Source organism: Burkholderia sp. PAMC 26561 (genome assembly GCF_001557535.2).
Lineage (GTDB): Bacteria > Pseudomonadota > Gammaproteobacteria > Burkholderiales > Burkholderiaceae > Caballeronia.
This window is the reverse complement of the sequence record NZ_CP014307.1, coordinates 1,219,450-1,236,991: the sequence shown is the minus strand read 5'-3', so window position 1 is coordinate 1,236,991 and position 17,542 is coordinate 1,219,450. Positions and strand designations below refer to the sequence as shown.

Genomic DNA, 17,542 nt, shown 5'->3' with positions numbered 1-17,542 from the left:
TTGAAACTAGTTGCGCGCCGAAAGCCCTTCGAGCAACGCCTTGTGAAACGCCTGCGGATCCTGCATTTGCGGCGCATGGCCGAAATCCGGAAACTCGACGAGCTTCGCGCCCGGAATCGCCGCCGCAGCCTGCCTCGCCAGTTCGGGATATCGCCCGAGCGTAGGCCGGATATCCGGAGGTGCGAGATCCTTGCCGATCGCCGTCGTGTCCTTGTCGCCAATCAGCAGCAGGGTCGGCGTCCGGATCTGGTCAAATTCATACACCACCGGCTGCGTGTAGATCATGTCGTAGAGCAGCGCCGAGTTCCACGCCACCAGATCCTTCCCCGGCCCGCGGTACATCCCCGCCAGCATTTGCACCCACGGCTCGTAGCGCGCGTCCCAGTGGCCCGCATAATAGGTGGACTGCTCGTACTTGCGAATGCCGTCGGCGGTGGTCTTCAGCTCGCGCGTATACCAGTCGTCGATGGAAATCGACGGCACGCCCTTCGCCTTCCAGTCTTCAAGGCCGATCGGGTTCACGAGCACGAGTTGCTCGGTCTCCTGCGGGTACATGAGCGCGTATCGGACGGCGATCATGCCGCCGGTGGAGTGCGCCACGAGCGTCGCCTTCTTCACGCCGAGCGCCTCGAGCAGCGCGTGCGTGTTGCGGGCGAGTTGCTGGAACGTGTACTGGTAACGCGTGGGTTTGGTCGATTTGCAAAAACCGATCTGATCCGGCGCAATCACGCGATAACCCGCGTTCGTCAGCACATCGATGCTCTCTTTCCACGTCGCGGCGCAGAAGTTCTTGCCGTGAAGCAGGACCACGGTCCGGCCATTTGGGTTCTTCGACGCCACATCCATGTACGCCATGCGCACGATCTGCCTTTGCGATGAAATTGCGAACTGGCCGACGGGATACGGATAGTCGAAGCCCTGCAATTCGGGACCGTAGACGGGACCGTCGTTATCGGTGGCGGGCGCGGTGGCAGATGCCGGCTCGTCCGTTGACACGGCGTTGGCAAACACCGGCGATGCAAGCAAGGAAACCGAAGCTACAACAGCGCAGAACATGCGGCGGGTCACAGTCATGGGCGCAAGAACTCGCAGATAAAAACAGGAAGGACCGACATTTTCGGGCGCTTGGGCCACGCTGCCGCGGCGAGGGAATTTTATCGTGTGCGAGCGCTGATCGCTAACGAACGCTTTTCGCATACCGTGCGCTTATACTGCCGCCTCGCACAAACGACCATCCCGCCTTTCACATGCAGATCCGCATCTCGCAGTTCAAGACACGCTTCACACTTTTCCTGGCCGCGCTCGGCTGCACGCTATCCCTGACCGCGCTTGCGGCCGATTGCCCGCAGTTCAGCCCGGACGGCCGCGCGCCCATCGTGGTGAACGCGAAGATGCGGGCATCGACGCAGCAGCTTTGCTATTCCGATTTCGCGGTCCTCCATTCCGGCGTGACACACGGGCCTTTGTGGTCGGCTGAACATCTGACGGCGCAACACATCGACGACGCTCGCGACAACGCGCGCACGAACCGCTTTTTCGTCGATAAACAATTGCCGCCCGGCGACAGCGCCACGCTCTCCGACTACAAGCGCAGCGGTTACGATCGCGGCCATATGAGCCCGGCCGGCGACCGATGGGACAAGAAAAGCATGGCCGAATCGTTTTCGCTTGCGAACGTCGTGCCGCAAAACCCGTCGAACAACCGGCGCATCTGGTCGCGCATCGAGCAAGCGGTGCGACGGCTGGTGGAAGAATCCGGCGAGGCCTATGTCGTGACCGGACCGATTTTTTCCGGACGGCAGTTGCAGACCATCGGCGAGTCGCGCGTGCTGGTGCCTACCCAGTTGTACAAGGTGGTGTACATGCCACAACGCAAGCTGGCGTTCGCGGTCGTCGTGGACAACACGCCCACGAACGAATACACGGTCAAGACGGTCCACGAACTGGAAGCCATGAGCGGGCTGCAGTTTCCAGGCATTCCCGACTCGCTGAAAGATCAACGCATTGGAGGACTGAAAGGTGTTTAAGCCATTCTCAAACGATACCGACACACTCAACATCGACGGCGACGCACTCGTGATCGCAAATGATCCCGCGCGCTTGTCCGTGTCCGGCGATCTGACGATCACCCGCGACAAGGCCGGGCTGGCGACTGCGCTGGCGCTGCAGAAAGCCGTTAACGCAATCGTCGATGCACTGCAAAACGACGCCGCGCTACCTGTCAAACTGGCCGCCGAGCCGGTGAAACCGGCCGGCAAGACCGATAATCCGTTTATCTAGGCTGCAAACCAGCTGCATCCAGACTTGATAAACGATGGGAGACACTGTTGATTGAATGTCACATTGCACCGAGTCCGCTGGGCCATCTGGCGTATCGCGCAGAGGATGAACATCTCACCGGCCTGTTCTTCGTCGGGCAGAAACATTTTCCCGCAGGTCTCACCGATACCGGCGCGCCGCGGTCGCTGGTTATCGCTGAAGCGATGGAGCAGATCGCCGAGTACTTCGCCGGCGAACGCACCGCGTTTTCCGTCAAATTACGCTTGAATGGAACCGACTTCCAGCAACGCGTCTGGGCGGCATTGCTGGAAATTCCGTTCGGAAATTCGTGGACTTACGGCGATCTCGCGCGCCGCATGGGCTATGCGCCGGGGGCATCGCGAGCGGTGGGCGCGGCTAACGGGCGCAATCCGGTGGGGATTATCGTGCCGTGTCATCGCGTGATTGGCGCTGATGGCGAACTGACAGGCTACGCGGGCGGCATGGAGCGCAAACAACATTTGCTGACGCTGGAAGGCGGCCCCGGCCGCGCTCAACTCACGTTGTTCTAGCCTGTCAAAACGTACAGCAGCGTCGCCCCAAGTACAAAACCCCGCAAGCGCTAGGCGCTTGCGGGGTTTTTACGTCGTGGCGTTGGTAGAAACGCCCGCCGCGATTACTGCGTGCTGACGCGAATTTCCACGCGACGGTTCTTCGCGCGGCCCGCTGCCGTCGAATTAGACGCCACTGGGTTCGCCGCGCCGAAACCTTGCGCCGAATAGTTTTGCGAGCGCAGACCGTTGCTCTTCAGGTATTGCATGACCGATTCCGCACGGCGCTGCGACAGACGCTGGTTGTGCGATGCCGAACCTGTGGAGTCGGTGTAACCCGATACTTCGACCTGACGCAACTGAACGTTCTGACCAGCAGCAACGAACTCATCAAGCGTGCTCTTCGCGTGCGGCGTCAGCGTGGCGCTGTCGGTTGCGAAGTTCGCGTCGCCGCTCAGGTCGATCTGACGCGGCATTTCCGGCGCAGCTTGCGGCACGGGTGCCGGAGCCGGTGCGGGGGCCACTTCCGGTTGAGCCGGTGCGCCGCACTGGAACGTCAGGACGCGCGGGTCCAGAGCATCTTCCGAGGGAGCGCGCAGGCGTTCCATGGTCTCCAGCTTGTATGCGGGCTTGTCGCCGCAAATCTTCTGCGCCTGTTTCACGCACTCAGCGACGCCTTCAAACAAACCATGGCATTCCACGCGATAAACCTGCGCGCCATTGGCGGTCTGGATCTGATTTGCGTTGAACGTGGGACCCGAAGCACTGGAGCAGCCAGCGAGGGCGCCGATTGACAACAAGCCTGCAGCGATTAATTTATTAGACATCCTGTTTACCGTTTCGAAATTACATGTGACTGAGATATCGAGACAAACGCGTACTGGTCGGGCCATCAGACAATTACCCGATTTCCACAGCCACCTTATTCGCCTCAAGCCTTCGATTCGGATAATCCTAAAATGATCTGGAATCCGAAATCGCGCGAAATGTTAGCACGTGGAATCAAGCATTCCTTACTGGATAATTCCTAATTAATGAAACAGCGCGCGACGACTTTGGAAACAAGCTTTAAATGTAAATATTAAGAAAAGTTTTGGCAGGTTATTACTGTTGCAGCAATAAAAAACGGCTGCGAAGGCAGCCGTTTTTTCACAACTTGGAATGCTGCCGGAACCCGGCAGCGGCGGAACGCTCTACAACGTTCGCTCCGTCAGACGCACGTTACTTTGGAAACGGCAACGGCATCAGGTCGGTGTCGGACTGACGTTGCAGGTCCTGCACCTTGGTTTGCAACGCGCGCAATTGCGCTTGCGCCGAATCCTGCTCCGCACGCAGCGACCGGATTGCCTCCTGCTGCTCCGCCTGGCGGTCCACCACCTGGCTTTGCTGTGCACGCGCCACTTCAAGGTCAGCCTGCAAGCGGTTCGCGCGCTGTTGCTGAACCGCGATCAGCCGATCCGCAAAGTTCTTTTCCGCCTCGAGTTTGGTTCGGCGGATTTCTGTATCGGCAAGCGCGGCGCTATTCTTTGCAAAGTCCGCATAAACCGTTTCCGCCCGTGCGTCGGCTTGAGTCTTGATGACGCGCCAGAATTTCTTTTGCTGGAACAACGCAATGTAGAAAGTCATTTCGTCCGGGTAAAACAACATGCTTGCGCCATAACTGCCGTTATACGTCGTGCGCAATTCCTTTACCTTGCCGTCGCGAATCATTTGCTGCAATTCCGCGATGTTGCCGTTCGCCGTGGCCTGCGGCTCATCAGCGGCGCCGTTGGTCAGAAGGCTCCGCCGCGTCCCCAAACCGCCCAGGGGATCGTCCTGTGCGGCGCTGCTTTGCGCGGACGCTGCAGGCCCCGCCGCGAACGCCGCGCCGCACAGGATGAACCATGCCAAGACCAGCGCCCCGCCTCTCGTTGTTTTGTTGGAGTTCATGGAATTTCCGGGTTGAACGCAATTAAGAATGCGAAAACATCGGAATTATGGCAGATAGAAAAGGTAAAGCGGAAAATGCGTAGGCCCGCTTTTTTTAACTACTTCGCCACCTGAAACACTCCATGCTTTAGAACGATTCCTGAAGCGATTCTTTAGCAACTTCGGCAAGAATTCCTGAAGCGTTTCAACCTGCGCTTTAGAGATCGTGGCGCAATCGGGGATGATCCGGACCGGGCTGGCGCGGATGCATATCGCCCATGTTGCTGACCGGCGAGAAGATGCGGTTATCAGCGGGCTGGTCGGGTACGGCCGACATGATCGCGCCATCCGACCGGTACGCGAACGGCGCGCCGGAGTAGATACCTGGATCGACCGACGTCGCGGCCATGCGGGATTCGGCGTGCGCCAGACTGCCAAGGGCGAACAGGCTTGTGGCCATCAATACGAAACGGGACAAAGCAGTAATTTGGAACATGAGCGGTCTCGCAGCCGGATGCCTGCGCGAACGGCCAGTGGACTGCGGACTCGAACAGGCGTGAAACTTGGAAACGAACGCGTGTGCGGGGATCGACGCAACACGTGTACGGCAAAGCAAGATGAGACCATTCGCCTGCTTTTCGGACCATGAGCAAGTTCTTAATTTCTCTCACAAGACATCGGTTGCAGAGGCGCTGCGGCGGCTCTCGCCCCCGGGCGCGGAACGTGCGGATAGGCTTGGTCACAGCGTCGCCGCATCGAAATGATTTCAAAGAAGTTCACAAATGCCGACATAGTGGGTCTTCTCGGCGATAATCCCGCTTTACGCGCCATCCTTGCCGGGCTACTCCACCCGAGATATTCATGACAGATCAAGCAATCCCCTCGACCCCGCCCGTTTCCGATCCGAACACCGTCACCACCGGCGTGCCGGGACTCGACGACATACTTGGCGGCGGTTTGCTCAAGGGCGGCTTGTATCTGATAGAAGGCATGGCAGGCGCGGGCAAGACCATCCTGTCGACGCAGATCGGGTTTCATCGCGTGGCCGAGGGCGACACGGTGCTCTACATCACGCTGATCGCCGAATCGCATTCCAAGCTGCTGTCGCATCTGAAAGCACTGTCGTTCTATGACGCCGACGCCATTTCGGACAAGATGTTCTTCGTCTCCGGTTATCACGAGTTGATGCGCGACGGCCTCAGCGGTTTTCTTGCGCTGATCGCCTCGACCATCAAGACGAACCGGCCGCGTTTCATGGTTATCGATGGATTTCGCAGCGCGCGTGAATTCAGCTCGACCGAGCTCGAGCTGTCGCAGTTCATCCACGAATTGAGCGCGTTTGTATCGGCGGCAGGCTGCACCACGCTGATCCTTGCGCCTCTGTCAGGCAACGAGCCGCATCCGGAACACACGCTTGTCGATGGCCTTGTTGAACTGAACCGGTTCGCGACCGGCATGCGGCGCACACGGGAAATCGAAGTGCACAAACTGCGCGCCCGCGATCACCTGCTGGGACGGCACTCCTTCAAGATCACCGCCGATGGCCTCGTCACATTCCCCCGCCTGGAAGCCCGTTCAATACTGCGCGAAAGCGCGCCCGACCTGAAGTCGAAGCTCGCGTTCGCGCTGCCGGATTTTGATGCCATGCTCGGCGGCGGCGTGGTCAAGGGATCGACCACGACCTTGATCGGGCCATCGGGAATCGGCAAGACGCTGATATCGCTGAAATTTCTGGAAGCAGGCACCGCCCGGGGCGAGCGCTGCGTTTATTTCGGCTTCTATGAATCGCCGGAGCGCCTGATCGCGAAGGCGGAAGGGGTGTCGATCAAGCTTGCCGAGGCCGTCGCCGATGGCCGCCTGATCATCGAATGGCGTCCGGCCGTGGAACTCGCAATCGATGAACTCGCGGCCGAGCTGCTGTCCGTGGTGAGACGGGTAGGCGCGTCGCGGCTCGTGGTCGACGGCATTGAAGGTTTCCACGATTCCGCGAACCGCACCGAGCGTTTTGGCCTGTTCCTGAACGCGCTTACACACCGTTTGCGTCAGGAAAGCGTCACCACGCTGCTGACCGAGGAGCTCCCGCTTTACGGCGACATGACGCACGGTGGGTCCATTCGGGCGTCGGCGATGACGGAGAACATCGTGCTGTTGCGCTATGTCGAGACGACCACATCGTTGTACCGGATCGTCTCGATCGTCAAGCAGCGCGAGGCGGCGCACGATCCCTCGATCCGGCGTTTTCTGATCGATGAAAACGGCTTGCACCTGAGCGACGGGTTCGTCGGCACGACCACGCTTTTATCAGCGCGTGGCACGATTCCGCCGACCTTGTCCGCACAGGACGCCGGCACGCGGACATGAAAAAGATCCTCGTCGTCGACGATGAATTCGACCTGCTCACCACCTGGCGGCTCGTGCTGCAGATGGAAGGCTATGAGGTCGGCACTGCGTCCAATGGCTTGCGGGCGCTGGAATCGGTGCGTGCGAATCCGCCCGACCTGATCGTGACCGACTGGATGATGCCGATCATGGACGGCCTTGCGCTGTGCCACGCGCTCGCGGCCGACGACACCCTGGCGCAGATCCCTGTCGTACTCTCGAGCGCCGCTGCGCGCACACCGGAAGTGACACACCCAAAGCTGGAGTTTCATCGCAAGCCGCTGTCCATTGACTCGCTGATTGCAATCGTGACGCGCCTGATTGGTCCGGCCTGAGCCGCTTCACCGTGCCTGGGCACGAACCCTGCTCAAAAGAGTTTTCCGGTACGCCGGATTCTTCGATAAACCGCTTCACTAGAACGGGAGGCACCATGGTGCAGGATCAGGTAGAAGGCGCGGCGCAAACCGTCGTTGGCAAGGTTCAGGATGCGGTAGGCGGACTTACCGGCGATACATCGACGCAAGCTGAAGGCAAGGCGCGGCAAGCGCTCGGCACGATTCAGCGCAATTACGGCGAGACGCTCGACAACGTCCGCGAAGCGGTCATTTCGCAGCCGATCAACGGCGTGCTGGTCGCCGGTGCGATCGGTTTTGTACTCGGCGCGATCTGGGCGCGGCAGCGGTAATTTGAGCTGTGTTGAGGAATCCGGCCGCGCCTCGAGGCGTGGCCGGTTTTTTTTCGCCCATTTTTTCCATACGCGCAGGCCGGGCGCGGTTGATGCTGAATTCCCGAAGGTAAAAACTTTCGGAGGAACATCATGACCATTACTGCAAACCGGCTGTCGGACACTGAAGTGCTGGTTGAGACAACTGTCTATACATTCTCGGATAGCACAGTCGCGGACGCCTTCTTGCGTTGTATCGGCCAGGAATCCGTCGATACATGCAGCGCCAATCACGCGCCGGTTTCATCCCGCGCCGCGAATGAGGAAAAAGCGGACGACCTTCCGCCTGGAAGCATCATCTCGCCCTCGCTTGGTGGCATGCCCTGAGAGCAGCCGCCGCGGTTTACTTTTCGGGTTTGCCGTCCACGCGATCAGTGGAAGGCAGGCTCGATTTCCTCGACGTCCCTTTCGATACCCCTTCCGGCTCAGAGCTGTGCGAGCCAAAACCGCCCGTTCCGCTCGGCTCGGGCGAGTCACCGCTGCCAAGCGGCACTTCGGCGGTTTGCTTCGGGTTTTGTTTCAGGTCGCGGTTATCAGGTTCGCCGGGTTCTGACTTCGTTGTTGCGCTCATGATCTGCTCCTTTTGGATGGGTACAGAACCCAAGGCAGCAACACCCGTTCCCCGGCGACGAGGATGCTGCCTAACGGATCGGATCCGAACGCGCCCTGACGCCACGCCGGCTCTGCCGCGCCACCCAGTCGGAAAGCAGATTTGGCACGCGAGGCAATGCGTGCGGCCAGTGCACCGCTTCCTTCACGACCTGCGCCATGACCCCGTGCGAGCTGAACTGATCAAGCGACAGACGCACGATCACGCGCCGGGCAATCTTCCAGACATCGATATCCGGCGCAATCCGCTGCGCCATCTCCTCGATGCTCTGGGCCGAGCGCGCCAGCAATGCCGCCCGCGATGCAATGCCCGTATGGGCGTCGGCGAAAGCATGTTCCAGGGGACCCTTGCCGAGCGCCGTGAACAGATCGGAGACGGTGCGGTGGCGGGGTGCATCGCCGGCAAAACGCTCTGCCTCCCGCCGGTACGTCGCCTCGACCCGCACCGTCTGCTGGGTTTCGTGCCCATCGTGCTTGCAGGGCGTGCCGTGGCGCATGTGTTCGCGCGCCGCCGCCTTGTGGTCGCCTCGCAAAAGCGCATCTGATCCGGTGACCAGGAAACTGCGTTCATGGGCCGCGAAAAAAGTGAGCGGCGAGTCGCCATCGAGCACCAGCCGGCCGAACGTATCCGGCTCGATGCTGACCGCCGCCCCCGCCGCTTCAAGACCGGCGTGATAGACGCCCTCGCCCAGCGCGATCTCGAAGAACGCCTCGATCCACGTTGCGATCAGATCGACCGGTTCGATGCCGTGAGCGCGCAACGCAGCCACGTCCGATAACGGCACACTACGCACTGATCGGGTAACAAGCGCGGTATCGCTGCATAAATCCCAGAGCACTTCGGGCACGACGACACGGACGTCGTTGTTCACCTCGTGCAGCCGGTAGCGCAGGAAACTTTGATCGGCGGCGCGTTGGCGAAGGTCGAGCATTGCATTGACGGTATCGCCCAGACGTGCAATCAGCGCGCCGACGTTCTGCGCGCGCACCTCGCGGGAAAAGCGTTCGGCCAGGCGCGCCGCCGCGCCCGCCACGTCGAGATCCTGCGCGAGCTCCTTGCGGGTATCGGCACGAATCAGCGTGAGCCGGGCGCTGACGGGCAATCTCGCGGTGCCCAGGCTCGTTTCACTCAACCGCACCGAAGCGCGATGCGTCTGCTCGGCAATTCCGCAGCGCTCGGGTTCGTCTTCCACCTCGATCAAGGCAGCGGCACGCCCGGGCGGCAACGCTGTAACAAGTGCCTGCCGCAATGCCGCGCCTTTCAACGGCGTCTTGAGCGTATCGAGTTCCGCCAGCGCAACCCGCACTGCCGTTTCCGACAATGCCGGATGCTGCTCGAGCACGCCCGATGCCATGCTCAACACGCCTGAGAGGTTTTGCAGCAATGGCGCGCGCTGGGAAAGACTCGTGGCGCCATGAGCGCGCATGCCGGCCGTGAACGAGCGCATGACTCGGTGGATCGGCTCGGACTTGCCGGCGTCCGTCATCCGGCTCTCACGAACGAACAACAAGGCGAGACGCCAGATGCTTCGCAGCCGCGGCGTCAAGGCGTTATCCGGGGAAGGTGTGTATGGAAGATGTCTTGCTCCTTTAGGTGCCGCGATAAAAGCCAGCGGCAACACAAATTAAACCTCAGCAAGGTTCATTTCGCAAATTGTCTTGTTTCGCGTGGGCGTTCGGAAAATTGCCGTGTCCTTGCGATCCGCACGCAGCGCAAGCGCAAATAACGCGAGAGAGATAACGGCCTGCCCTCAGGCTGCGGCCTCATACTCACAGGAAACAGTTACGGGTGGTCTCGCGCGACACGGTGATGCCGTTTGAAAAATGATTTCATTCCCGCCGCACTTCACCAGATGTCCACAGCCCAGTTCCAAACTTGAGAATCGGTGGCGCGAGTCGAATTCATCAAACCGCTAGTCCCTAATTACCTACTCAAAGTCTTATTTTTGTCTATCTATTAAACACGTCTAGACCGAACACTTTTGAGACACAGTTTCGAAATCGCCTCAATCTCAGATAACCCAGAATTTTAAAGGTGTGAAGAAACGTGTGACGGCCTGTGGCGCAACAGTCAACACGAGTGAGACGAAGCGATTTCAGCAAACCACCAAAGTTCGGTCGGGGCACTGGCAGCAGGGAATTTGCGCATGTTCAAAAGCGGCAGGCAGGGAATTCCGGGGCGCGTTCGACATCGAAAACCCTACAAATCGCAAACAAAACGCTATCGGCGTTATTGCCAAGTCGAGGATTGAGCATTTACGATAAATCACTCTACATTCAATAGCTTGCATAGCCTCAACGAAACTAGACCGCTGATAATTTCAGTTTCTATGGTTTAACCCGGCATATTGAAAAATTGTCAAATTTATACAAATTTTGCCTTGGGGTAACAGCTTTACTTTACAGTTATTCACACGGAGCCTCAGACTGACAATCGCAATTCGCCATTTAAGACAGTCGGCCTAAAGCAATATAAACAAGGCATTTTTTTAATCTGCACTCCGCCCGTCAATTGGCATAGTTCGTGCGTTATTTTCGATTTTCCGCCGCCCTATTTTTGATTGCCACATGCCAACCATCCAAGTGATCGAATTACAAATGACAGCCTTCAGCGAAGTGCTTGCCGAGTGCACGGAGCTCAAGGATCGTGTCGAAACAGAACGGGTGGCGGTATCGGCGATTACTGCCGCGCTCGTCAGCGCCAGTGAAACGCTTGTGGAGCGCGGCTGGATGACGGCAAAAAAGGTGCACGGACTGACCGTGTCCATGGAAGAAAGCGCGCTCGACCTCCGCGCCGCGCTCGACGAAGTGGACGCATCCATCACCACGGCTATCGCTCCTGTAGAGGTTTTCGCGCAGGCAACCGAGCGCATGCGGATTGCCCAATCCCAGGAAGCAGTCGTCGATGTCCCGGCGCGCCGTCGCGCGCGCTGCTCGATATCGTCGCGGCACAGTACTCGGCGCTATGCGAAAAGCTGCTGCGCAACGTCCGCGAACTGGCCACCATCGCGGCCGTCAGGCTAAATGATCTGCGCCAGAAAATCGACCTGCTCCAGTCATCGTTTGGCGAGATCACCGCGGCGATGGCCACTCCGGAGTTTCGTCAGGGAGCGCCTGCGCACCTCGTCATGCATCATTAAGGCCTGCGCAACACCGCATGTCGTTACGTAACATCGGAACATGTGTCGACCGCAGCCTCTCATCAGCAGCACAGCCTTTTGCGGGGCCTCACACGTACCGCCCAAATGGCTGATTCCGCATTGCACTGTGGCGTGATATCGTTTTCCTGTCGGAATCAAAACTTCCGGAAAACATCAATCATCTTGGTGAGCAATGCCATGAACGACGTACGCCACAGTCTCGGCCCTAACGACCGCGTGGAATTGCTCTGCTGGCTCACGTGCGGGAGCCTCGGCGCGTATTACCTGAACGGTTCCTGGCCCACCGCGGCCTTTCATGTACAAGCCGCTCATAAATGGCTCGACAGGCATCAACGGCAAGCGGAATGGCTCGCCATTGCCAAATTGTCGGCGATCGCGGCAGATCTCGCGCAACGGCATTCAGAACTGGTCGATGCCGACTGGGCCCGCGACGCGGTCGAAGAAATCCTGGATAGCGACGATCTGAACTATCAGTCGGAACTCGTTCTGCGCGTGCTCGACGAATGCAGGCGCGCGCTCGCCGACAAACGCCCGGCGGATTAGGCAAAAGACGGGCAACCGGTTTAGCGCGGCGCCCTATCTACGCTAATGGGCGCGCTCGTTCGCGCCAGAAGCGCGAACATCTAACTCACCCGCCGCAAACATGGATCAACTGGTATCGCCTTCCTTCGCAGACTTATCAGCGGAGAACGGTCGCAATTCGCTGCGCATTGAATATCGATGGCTGAACGCGAACTTGACCGATGCTTCCATCGCCGTGTTCCTGCACGAGGGACTCGGCTCGGTTGCAATGTGGAAGGACTGGCCGCAGGCACTTTGCGATCGACTTGGCTTTCGCGGACTGGTGTATTCGCGGCCCGGATACGGCGCGTCCACGCCGCGCGAGGCCGGCACGAAATGGCCGGTTGATTTCCTGCACGCGCAAGCACAGGACGTGCTCCCGGCATTACTCGATGTTCTTGACATAGGCCACGCCGAGCGCGCCCGGATGTGGGTGATCGGACACAGCGACGGCGGGTCCATCGCCCTGCTCTACGCGGCGGCGTTTCCTGACGCGCTGGCTGGCGTTATTGCGATTGCGCCGCATGTGTTCGTCGAAGCGATGTCGGTGGAGATGATCGGCCAGGCGAGAGTTCAGTACACGCAGGGCGACTTGCGCAGCCGCCTGGCGCGGTATCACGCGGATGTGGACTCGGCCTTCTACGGATGGAACGATATCTGGCTGAGCCCCGCGTTCAGGGACTGGAATATCACGCGTCTTTTATCGTCTATCAGGTGCCCGCTTCTCGCGGCTCAAGCCAAGGACGACGAGTACGCAACAATGGCGCAGATCGATGCCATTCCGTTGCACGCTCCCCAAGCCGTGCTCGCAAAGTTGCCCGCCGGCGGCCACTCGCCGCACAGGCAATGCTCCGATTCGCTCGATGCAACGATCGCGGAGTTCGTTACCGGGAAGGCCTTGCCAGGGCATTGAGGCACAATGCTGGCAAATCCTAGTCGGGAGTACCAAGTGAACCCACAAGCGGACCCACAAGCAAAGCCGCGCCCGCCGGTCGATATCGCGCGGCATCTGCTCGTGATCGTCATCCTGACGGGACTGATGATCGGCAGCCTCTATATCCTTCGGCCATTCATTCCGGGCCTGATCTGGGCTACGACCATCGTGGTCGCGACCTGGCCGGTCATGCTCGCGGTGCAGCGCCGCGTCGGCGATCGCCGATGGGCCGCCACCGCCATCATGCTCATTATCCTGGGGATCGTGATCGTTCTGCCGCTCTATAAAGCGATCTCGACCCTCGCGCTGCACGGCGGCGAGATCATGGCCGCCATCAAGAGCCTGCCGAACTACGCATTACCGCCGCCGCCCGGCTGGATCAGCGAGATTCCGCTTGCGGGCGATCGCGTTGCGCATGAATGGCAGACGTTGTCCGACTCCGGTCCGGGCGGCATCCTGGCGCGGCTCGAACCCTATGTGACCATTGCCGCGCGCTGGCTGCTCGGCCACGCGGCAATCGTCGGCGTGTTCGTGATCCACATGTTCGTGACCATCATCATCTCGGGCATTCTTTATAGCCAGGGTGACCAGGCGGCGCGGTTCGTCACACGCTTTGCCACGCGGCTTGCCAACGAGCGCGGCGCTGCGGCAGTCAAGCTCGCCGGACTCGCAATTCGCGCGGTGGCGTTGGGCATCGTCGTGACAGCGGTCGTGCAATCGACCTTGGGCGGCATCGGCTTGTGGATCGCGGGCGTGCCCGCGGCCGGCATCCTGGCTGCGTTGATGCTCATGTTGTGTCTTGCGCAGATCGGGCCGTTGCTGCCTTTGCTTGGCGGCGTGGCTTACCTCTTCTGGCACGACTCGCAACTCGCCGCCATCCTGCTGCTCGTGTGGTCGGTCATGGTCGCCATGCTCGACAACTTTCTGCGGCCCATGCTGATCAAGCGCGGCGTCAATCTGTCGATGCTGCTGATCCTCTCCGGCGTGCTCGGCGGCATGTTCGCGTTCGGGATTGTCGGGTTGTTCATCGGACCGGTGATCCTGGCGGTGACCTCGACCCTGTTGACGGCGTGGATCGATGAACCCGCGCCGGTCGCGCGCATTGCCACCGACGAAGAACGCGCCGTCACCGCGCAACACGCGGGCAAGATCTAGCGCCTCATCCGCCGTTGATCCGAAAGCCCGCCATGTGCTCGAAAAACCTGAGCGCGCGCGGGTCATCGGCGTGGGCTGTGTTGATGCGCACCCACGCCGACGACTCCCCGTTCGGCCGATAGTAACTCCCCGGCGCGAGCGTGATCCCGAACTTGAGCGCCTGCTCGACCAGCACCATGGAATCGTCGATATGCGGCACGCGTGCCCAGATGAAATTGCCGCCGGTGGGTTCATCGAAGACTTCCCAGCCGTGTTCCTCGATCCGCTGCACGGCCGTCGATAACGCATCGCGCACCCTTCTGCGCAACCGCTCGAGATACTTCCGGTACGTCCCGCGCTCGAGCAGCGCCGCCACCACGCATTCGCTGAAACGCGATCCGCCCAGGCTCGTGAGCACTTTGACATCGACGAGATCTTTCACGAGTTCGCGCTTAGCAGCCAGATACCCGATGCGCAGCGACGATGACAATGTCTTCGACAAGCCGCCGAGATAAATCACGTGATCGAGCTGGTCGAGCGATGCCAGCCGTTGCGTCGGCGTTGCCTGGAAGTCGGCGTAGATATCGTCTTCCACGATGGTGAAGTCGTGCTGCTGCGCGAGCTGCAGCAACTTGAATGCGACTTGCGGCGCGACGTTGGTCGCGGTCGGGTTGTGGAACACGGTGTTGATGAAAAACAGCTTCGGCTTGATCGTCTTCAGCAGATGCTCGGCGAAATCGACATCGGGTCCCGTCGCCAATCGGGGCACGCCGACAATCCTCACGCCTTGAAGCTTCAGCAAACCGAACAGATTGTAATAGCCGGGATCTTCGACCAGCACGGTATCGCCGGGCTTCAGCATGAACCGCACGATCAGGTCGAGTCCCTGGCTTGCCCCGCTCGTGACGATGATGTTCGACACGTCGGCCTCGACCCCGACGTGCGCCAGGCGCATCTGGATCTGATGACGCAGGTTTGCATCGCCATGCGGCATTGCATAGTCGATCACGCTTGCCGGGTCCATGCGCATGACCTGCCGCGCGGTCTGCATGATGCCTTCCAGATCGCGCCACGCTTCGGGCACGAAGCCGCTGCTGAGTTTCAGTGTCTCGCCGGGATAGTTGAATTGCTGGAGGATCTGGTTCGATTCCTCTTCGGCCAGGCGCGGATCCGAACCGCCGCCCGCGTCGTCACCGCCCATTTGATTGGCGACAAAAAATCCGGAACCGTGCTTCGGCACGATCATTCCCAGCGAGGAAAGCCGGTCATACGCCTCGATCACCGGAAAGCGGCTGATTTGCTGGCTCTCCGCCAGCGCGCGGATGGACGGCAGCTTCGCGCCCGACAGCAGCTGGCGCGTGCGGATCAGGTTCGTGATGCCCGACACGAGCTGGTCAGTCATCGGAATGCCGCTGCTTATATTGATCGCGAGGTCGATACCGGGGTTCATCGTGTCATCTCAAAAAGTGTGCAGGCAAAATCACTGAACAGTGCGGCACAACTGTTCGTGACTGTACATTTCCAAGATTGAAGTTTAAATAAATAATGGAGTCAAGAGGCCGTCTCTCTGTGAGCGGCCAGGATGGGAGAGCATCATGCGTGAAATCCGGACTTTGGAGCAGCAACCCAGCGAAGCGCCAGCCTGCTGGCTGATCGACCGCCCTCATACCCTGACTGTGTGCCGGGGAACAGTGTGGCTTACCATTGAAGGTGACACTGCCGACTGGTGGCTGCGCGCAGGCGATACACTCGAGCTCGCGCCGCGATCGAAGGTGTGGATCAGCGCATCGGAGCCGGACAGCCGCTTCATGCTGGCGTCGGCGCCGGTATTTTCGAGCATGCGCCGTTTCGCTTTGCCGCTTTACTGGATGCTGGCGCGTATGGGTCAGCGCAGGACGCGAGCAATGTGAATGGCGCGGGGCCGGCCAGCCCTGCCATTCAACGAATGCAGATAAAACAAAATGAACGATCGAATTCCGTCCTTCAACTCCTTTGACGCTTCGGGCACATCTGACGCCTTCGGCGTGGCTTGCCCTACGGTGCTGCCGCTTTCATCGATACTTCCCGAAGAGCCGCTCCTCATGATGGGCGCCGGCCCGGTGCCGATCCCCGATGCCGTCGCGAAGGCCAATGGCGTGGTGATCAACCACCTCGGCTCGACCATGGCGGCGGTTATCGGCCAGGTGAAGACCATGGCGCGCTACGTGTTCCAGACGGAATCGAAATGGGTGATGGGCGTGGCGGGGCCGGGATCGGGCGCGATGGAAATGGCGATCACGAACCTGGCGTGGAAGGATTCGCGCGTGCTCAGCATCTGCAACGGCTTTTTCAGCGAGCGCATGGCCGAGATGGCGCGGCGCACGGGTGCGGTCGTGGAAACGCTGAAGGTCAGCGAGGGAACCGCCGCCGATACCGCGAAAGTCGCCGAAGCGATCGAACGCTTCCGGCCGGAAGTCGTGACCATCGTTCACGGTGAAACATCGAACACCGTCTGGAACCGGAGCCTCGAATCCATCGCGGCGGTGGCGAGCGCCGCGGGCGCGCTGGTCGTGGTCGATGCCGTTTGTACGCTCAGCACCATGCCCCTGCCAATGGACGCGTGGGGTATCGATGCGGTGATCACGGGCGGTCAGAAAGGACTGTCGTCCATTCCGGGCGTGTCGCTGCTCGCGTTCTCCGAAAAAGCGTGGGACCGCATTACGTCACGACCGGTGCCGCACACGCACTGGTGCTTCGACGCATCGCTTGCGGCGAACTTCTGGCATAACGCGTCTTATCACTACACGGCGCCGGTTTCGGGCGTGCTTGCGCTGCATGAAGCGTTGCGCCTTGTGTGCGCCGAGACGCTGGAACGGCGTTTCGCGCGGCATCTGCGCTGTTCGAGGGCATTGCAAGCTGGCGTCGAGGCGCTGTCCCTCAAGCTTTATGTGCAGAAGGAAAGCCGCTTGAATTCGGTCGTCGGCATAGAAGTGCCAAAGGGCGTCACGGGCGCGGATATTTGCGCGCACATCTCGCGCAAGCATCATGTGGAGATTGCAGGATCGTTCGGTGCGCCAATCGTGCGGATCGGGCAGATGGGCGAACAATGCCGTGAGCATCATCTGTTTCGCACCATCCACGCGCTCGGCCGCACGATGGTCGATCTCGGCGTTCCGGTCGATCTGCCGTCCGGGGTTGCCGCGTTGGAACGGTCGTTATCGGCGGCCTGAAGCATCCGTTTTCCTGATTGCAATCAAGGCCCGCTATATGCGGGCTTTTTGTTTTTCTCGCGATGAAACTAAAACATTGATTTCCTGTTTTATCGCGTCCATTTATTTCCGCT

The 17,542-nt window shown here is 59.9% G+C and carries 20 protein-coding genes; 13 read left to right on the top strand and 7 right to left on the bottom strand.

Going from position 1 to position 17,542, the window contains the following annotated elements; all coding sequences use genetic code 11:
* Positions 1–6: 6 nt before the first annotated feature.
* Complete coding sequence (locus AXG89_RS21190) at positions 7–1,074, bottom strand: alpha/beta fold hydrolase (protein WP_062172628.1); 1,068 nt, start codon at positions 1,072–1,074, stop codon at positions 7–9.
* 173 nt (positions 1,075–1,247) lie between these two features.
* On the opposite strand from AXG89_RS21190, the gene AXG89_RS21185 reads away from it, so the two are divergent.
* The 3 genes from AXG89_RS21185 to AXG89_RS21175 are packed head-to-tail and all read left to right on the top strand — an operon-like array spanning position 1,248 to position 2,831.
* Positions 1,248–2,027 (top strand): DNA/RNA non-specific endonuclease, encoded by a 780-nt coding sequence (locus AXG89_RS21185; protein WP_062172304.1) that lies wholly within the window; start codon positions 1,248–1,250, stop codon positions 2,025–2,027.
* Positions 2,020–2,280: a hypothetical protein gene (locus AXG89_RS21180; protein WP_062002538.1), complete on the top strand. Its 261-nt coding sequence runs from the start codon at positions 2,020–2,022 to the stop codon at positions 2,278–2,280. The genes AXG89_RS21185 and AXG89_RS21180 overlap by 8 nt, the downstream gene beginning before the upstream one ends.
* Positions 2,281–2,327: 47 nt before the next feature.
* The gene (locus AXG89_RS21175; protein WP_062172303.1) at positions 2,328–2,831 is read left to right on the top strand and encodes a methylated-DNA--[protein]-cysteine S-methyltransferase; all 504 of its coding nucleotides are present in this window, start codon (positions 2,328–2,330) and stop codon (positions 2,829–2,831) included.
* A 104-nt stretch (positions 2,832–2,935) separates the two neighbouring features.
* On the opposite strand, the gene AXG89_RS21170 is transcribed toward AXG89_RS21175, so the two are convergent.
* From AXG89_RS21170 to AXG89_RS21160, 3 genes are all read right to left on the bottom strand, one after another.
* Positions 2,936–3,637 carry an OmpA family protein gene (locus tag AXG89_RS21170; RefSeq protein WP_062002536.1) on the bottom strand — a complete coding sequence of 234 codons (702 nt, stop codon included), beginning with the start codon at positions 3,635–3,637 and terminating at the stop codon, positions 2,936–2,938.
* Between the two features lie 394 nt (positions 3,638–4,031).
* Entirely contained in the window at positions 4,032–4,739 is a 708-nt protein-coding gene (locus tag AXG89_RS21165) for a DUF2968 domain-containing protein (RefSeq protein ID WP_082771520.1), read from the bottom strand.
* Between the two features lie 196 nt (positions 4,740–4,935).
* Complete coding sequence (locus tag AXG89_RS21160; protein ID WP_062172302.1) at positions 4,936–5,214, bottom strand: hypothetical protein; 279 nt, start codon at positions 5,212–5,214, stop codon at positions 4,936–4,938.
* A gap of 365 nt (positions 5,215–5,579) precedes the next feature.
* Between AXG89_RS21160 and AXG89_RS21155 the strand changes: the two genes are divergently transcribed.
* The 4 genes from AXG89_RS21155 to AXG89_RS21140 all read left to right on the top strand — a co-directional run bounded on the left by AXG89_RS21155 (position 5,580) and on the right by AXG89_RS21140 (position 8,148).
* Positions 5,580–7,079, top strand: a complete 1,500-nt coding sequence (locus tag AXG89_RS21155; RefSeq protein ID WP_062172301.1) for an ATPase domain-containing protein — start codon at positions 5,580–5,582, stop codon at positions 7,077–7,079.
* On the top strand, positions 7,076–7,432 hold the full coding sequence (locus AXG89_RS21150) for a response regulator (protein WP_062172300.1): 357 nt from the start codon (positions 7,076–7,078) through the stop codon (positions 7,430–7,432). Before AXG89_RS21155 ends, AXG89_RS21150 begins: the two co-directional genes overlap by 4 nt.
* 95 nt (positions 7,433–7,527) lie before the next feature.
* Complete coding sequence (locus tag AXG89_RS21145; protein ID WP_062172299.1) at positions 7,528–7,782, top strand: CsbD family protein; 255 nt, start codon at positions 7,528–7,530, stop codon at positions 7,780–7,782.
* A gap of 132 nt (positions 7,783–7,914) precedes the next feature.
* Positions 7,915–8,148: a hypothetical protein gene (locus AXG89_RS21140; RefSeq protein WP_062172298.1), complete on the top strand. Its 234-nt coding sequence runs from the start codon at positions 7,915–7,917 to the stop codon at positions 8,146–8,148.
* 16 nt (positions 8,149–8,164) lie between these two features.
* Here AXG89_RS21140 and AXG89_RS21135 read toward each other — a convergent pair whose 3' ends face one another.
* Together AXG89_RS21135 and AXG89_RS21130 are read right to left on the bottom strand one after the other, a co-directional pair.
* A complete protein-coding gene (locus tag AXG89_RS21135; protein ID WP_062172297.1) occupies positions 8,165–8,392 on the bottom strand; it encodes a hypothetical protein in 228 nt (75 codons plus the stop codon).
* A 70-nt stretch (positions 8,393–8,462) separates the two neighbouring features.
* A complete protein-coding gene (locus AXG89_RS21130) occupies positions 8,463–9,977 on the bottom strand; it encodes an AarF/UbiB family protein (RefSeq protein WP_062172296.1) in 1,515 nt (504 codons plus the stop codon).
* Positions 9,978–10,998: 1,021 nt separating this feature from the next.
* Between AXG89_RS21130 and AXG89_RS21125 the strand changes: the two genes are divergently transcribed.
* The 4 genes from AXG89_RS21125 to ydiK all read left to right on the top strand — a co-directional run bounded on the left by AXG89_RS21125 (position 10,999) and on the right by ydiK (position 14,241).
* Positions 10,999–11,454 carry a hypothetical protein gene (locus AXG89_RS21125; RefSeq protein ID WP_075358932.1) on the top strand — a complete coding sequence of 152 codons (456 nt, stop codon included), beginning with the start codon at positions 10,999–11,001 and terminating at the stop codon, positions 11,452–11,454.
* Positions 11,455–11,768: 314 nt separating this feature from the next.
* Positions 11,769–12,134, top strand: a complete 366-nt coding sequence (locus tag AXG89_RS21120) for a hypothetical protein (RefSeq protein WP_062172294.1) — start codon at positions 11,769–11,771, stop codon at positions 12,132–12,134.
* Between the two features lie 100 nt (positions 12,135–12,234).
* The gene (locus AXG89_RS21115; RefSeq protein WP_062172293.1) at positions 12,235–13,065 is read left to right on the top strand and encodes an alpha/beta fold hydrolase; all 831 of its coding nucleotides are present in this window, start codon (positions 12,235–12,237) and stop codon (positions 13,063–13,065) included.
* Between the two features lie 36 nt (positions 13,066–13,101).
* Positions 13,102–14,241: an AI-2E family transporter YdiK gene (ydiK, locus tag AXG89_RS21110; protein ID WP_236873435.1), complete on the top strand. Its 1,140-nt coding sequence runs from the start codon at positions 13,102–13,104 to the stop codon at positions 14,239–14,241.
* A gap of 4 nt (positions 14,242–14,245) precedes the next feature.
* Here ydiK and AXG89_RS21105 read toward each other — a convergent pair whose 3' ends face one another.
* Entirely contained in the window at positions 14,246–15,670 is a 1,425-nt protein-coding gene (locus AXG89_RS21105; protein WP_062172292.1) for an aminotransferase-like domain-containing protein, read from the bottom strand.
* Positions 15,671–15,815: 145 nt separating this feature from the next.
* Here AXG89_RS21105 and AXG89_RS21100 point away from each other — a divergent pair, with 145 nt between their 5' ends.
* Both AXG89_RS21100 and AXG89_RS21095 read left to right on the top strand, forming a co-directional pair.
* Positions 15,816–16,130: a DUF2917 domain-containing protein gene (locus AXG89_RS21100; RefSeq protein WP_062172291.1), complete on the top strand. Its 315-nt coding sequence runs from the start codon at positions 15,816–15,818 to the stop codon at positions 16,128–16,130.
* A 171-nt stretch (positions 16,131–16,301) separates the two neighbouring features.
* On the top strand, positions 16,302–17,429 hold the full coding sequence (locus AXG89_RS21095; protein WP_236873483.1) for a pyridoxal-phosphate-dependent aminotransferase family protein: 1,128 nt from the start codon (positions 16,302–16,304) through the stop codon (positions 17,427–17,429).
* Positions 17,430–17,542: the final 113 nt, after the last annotated feature.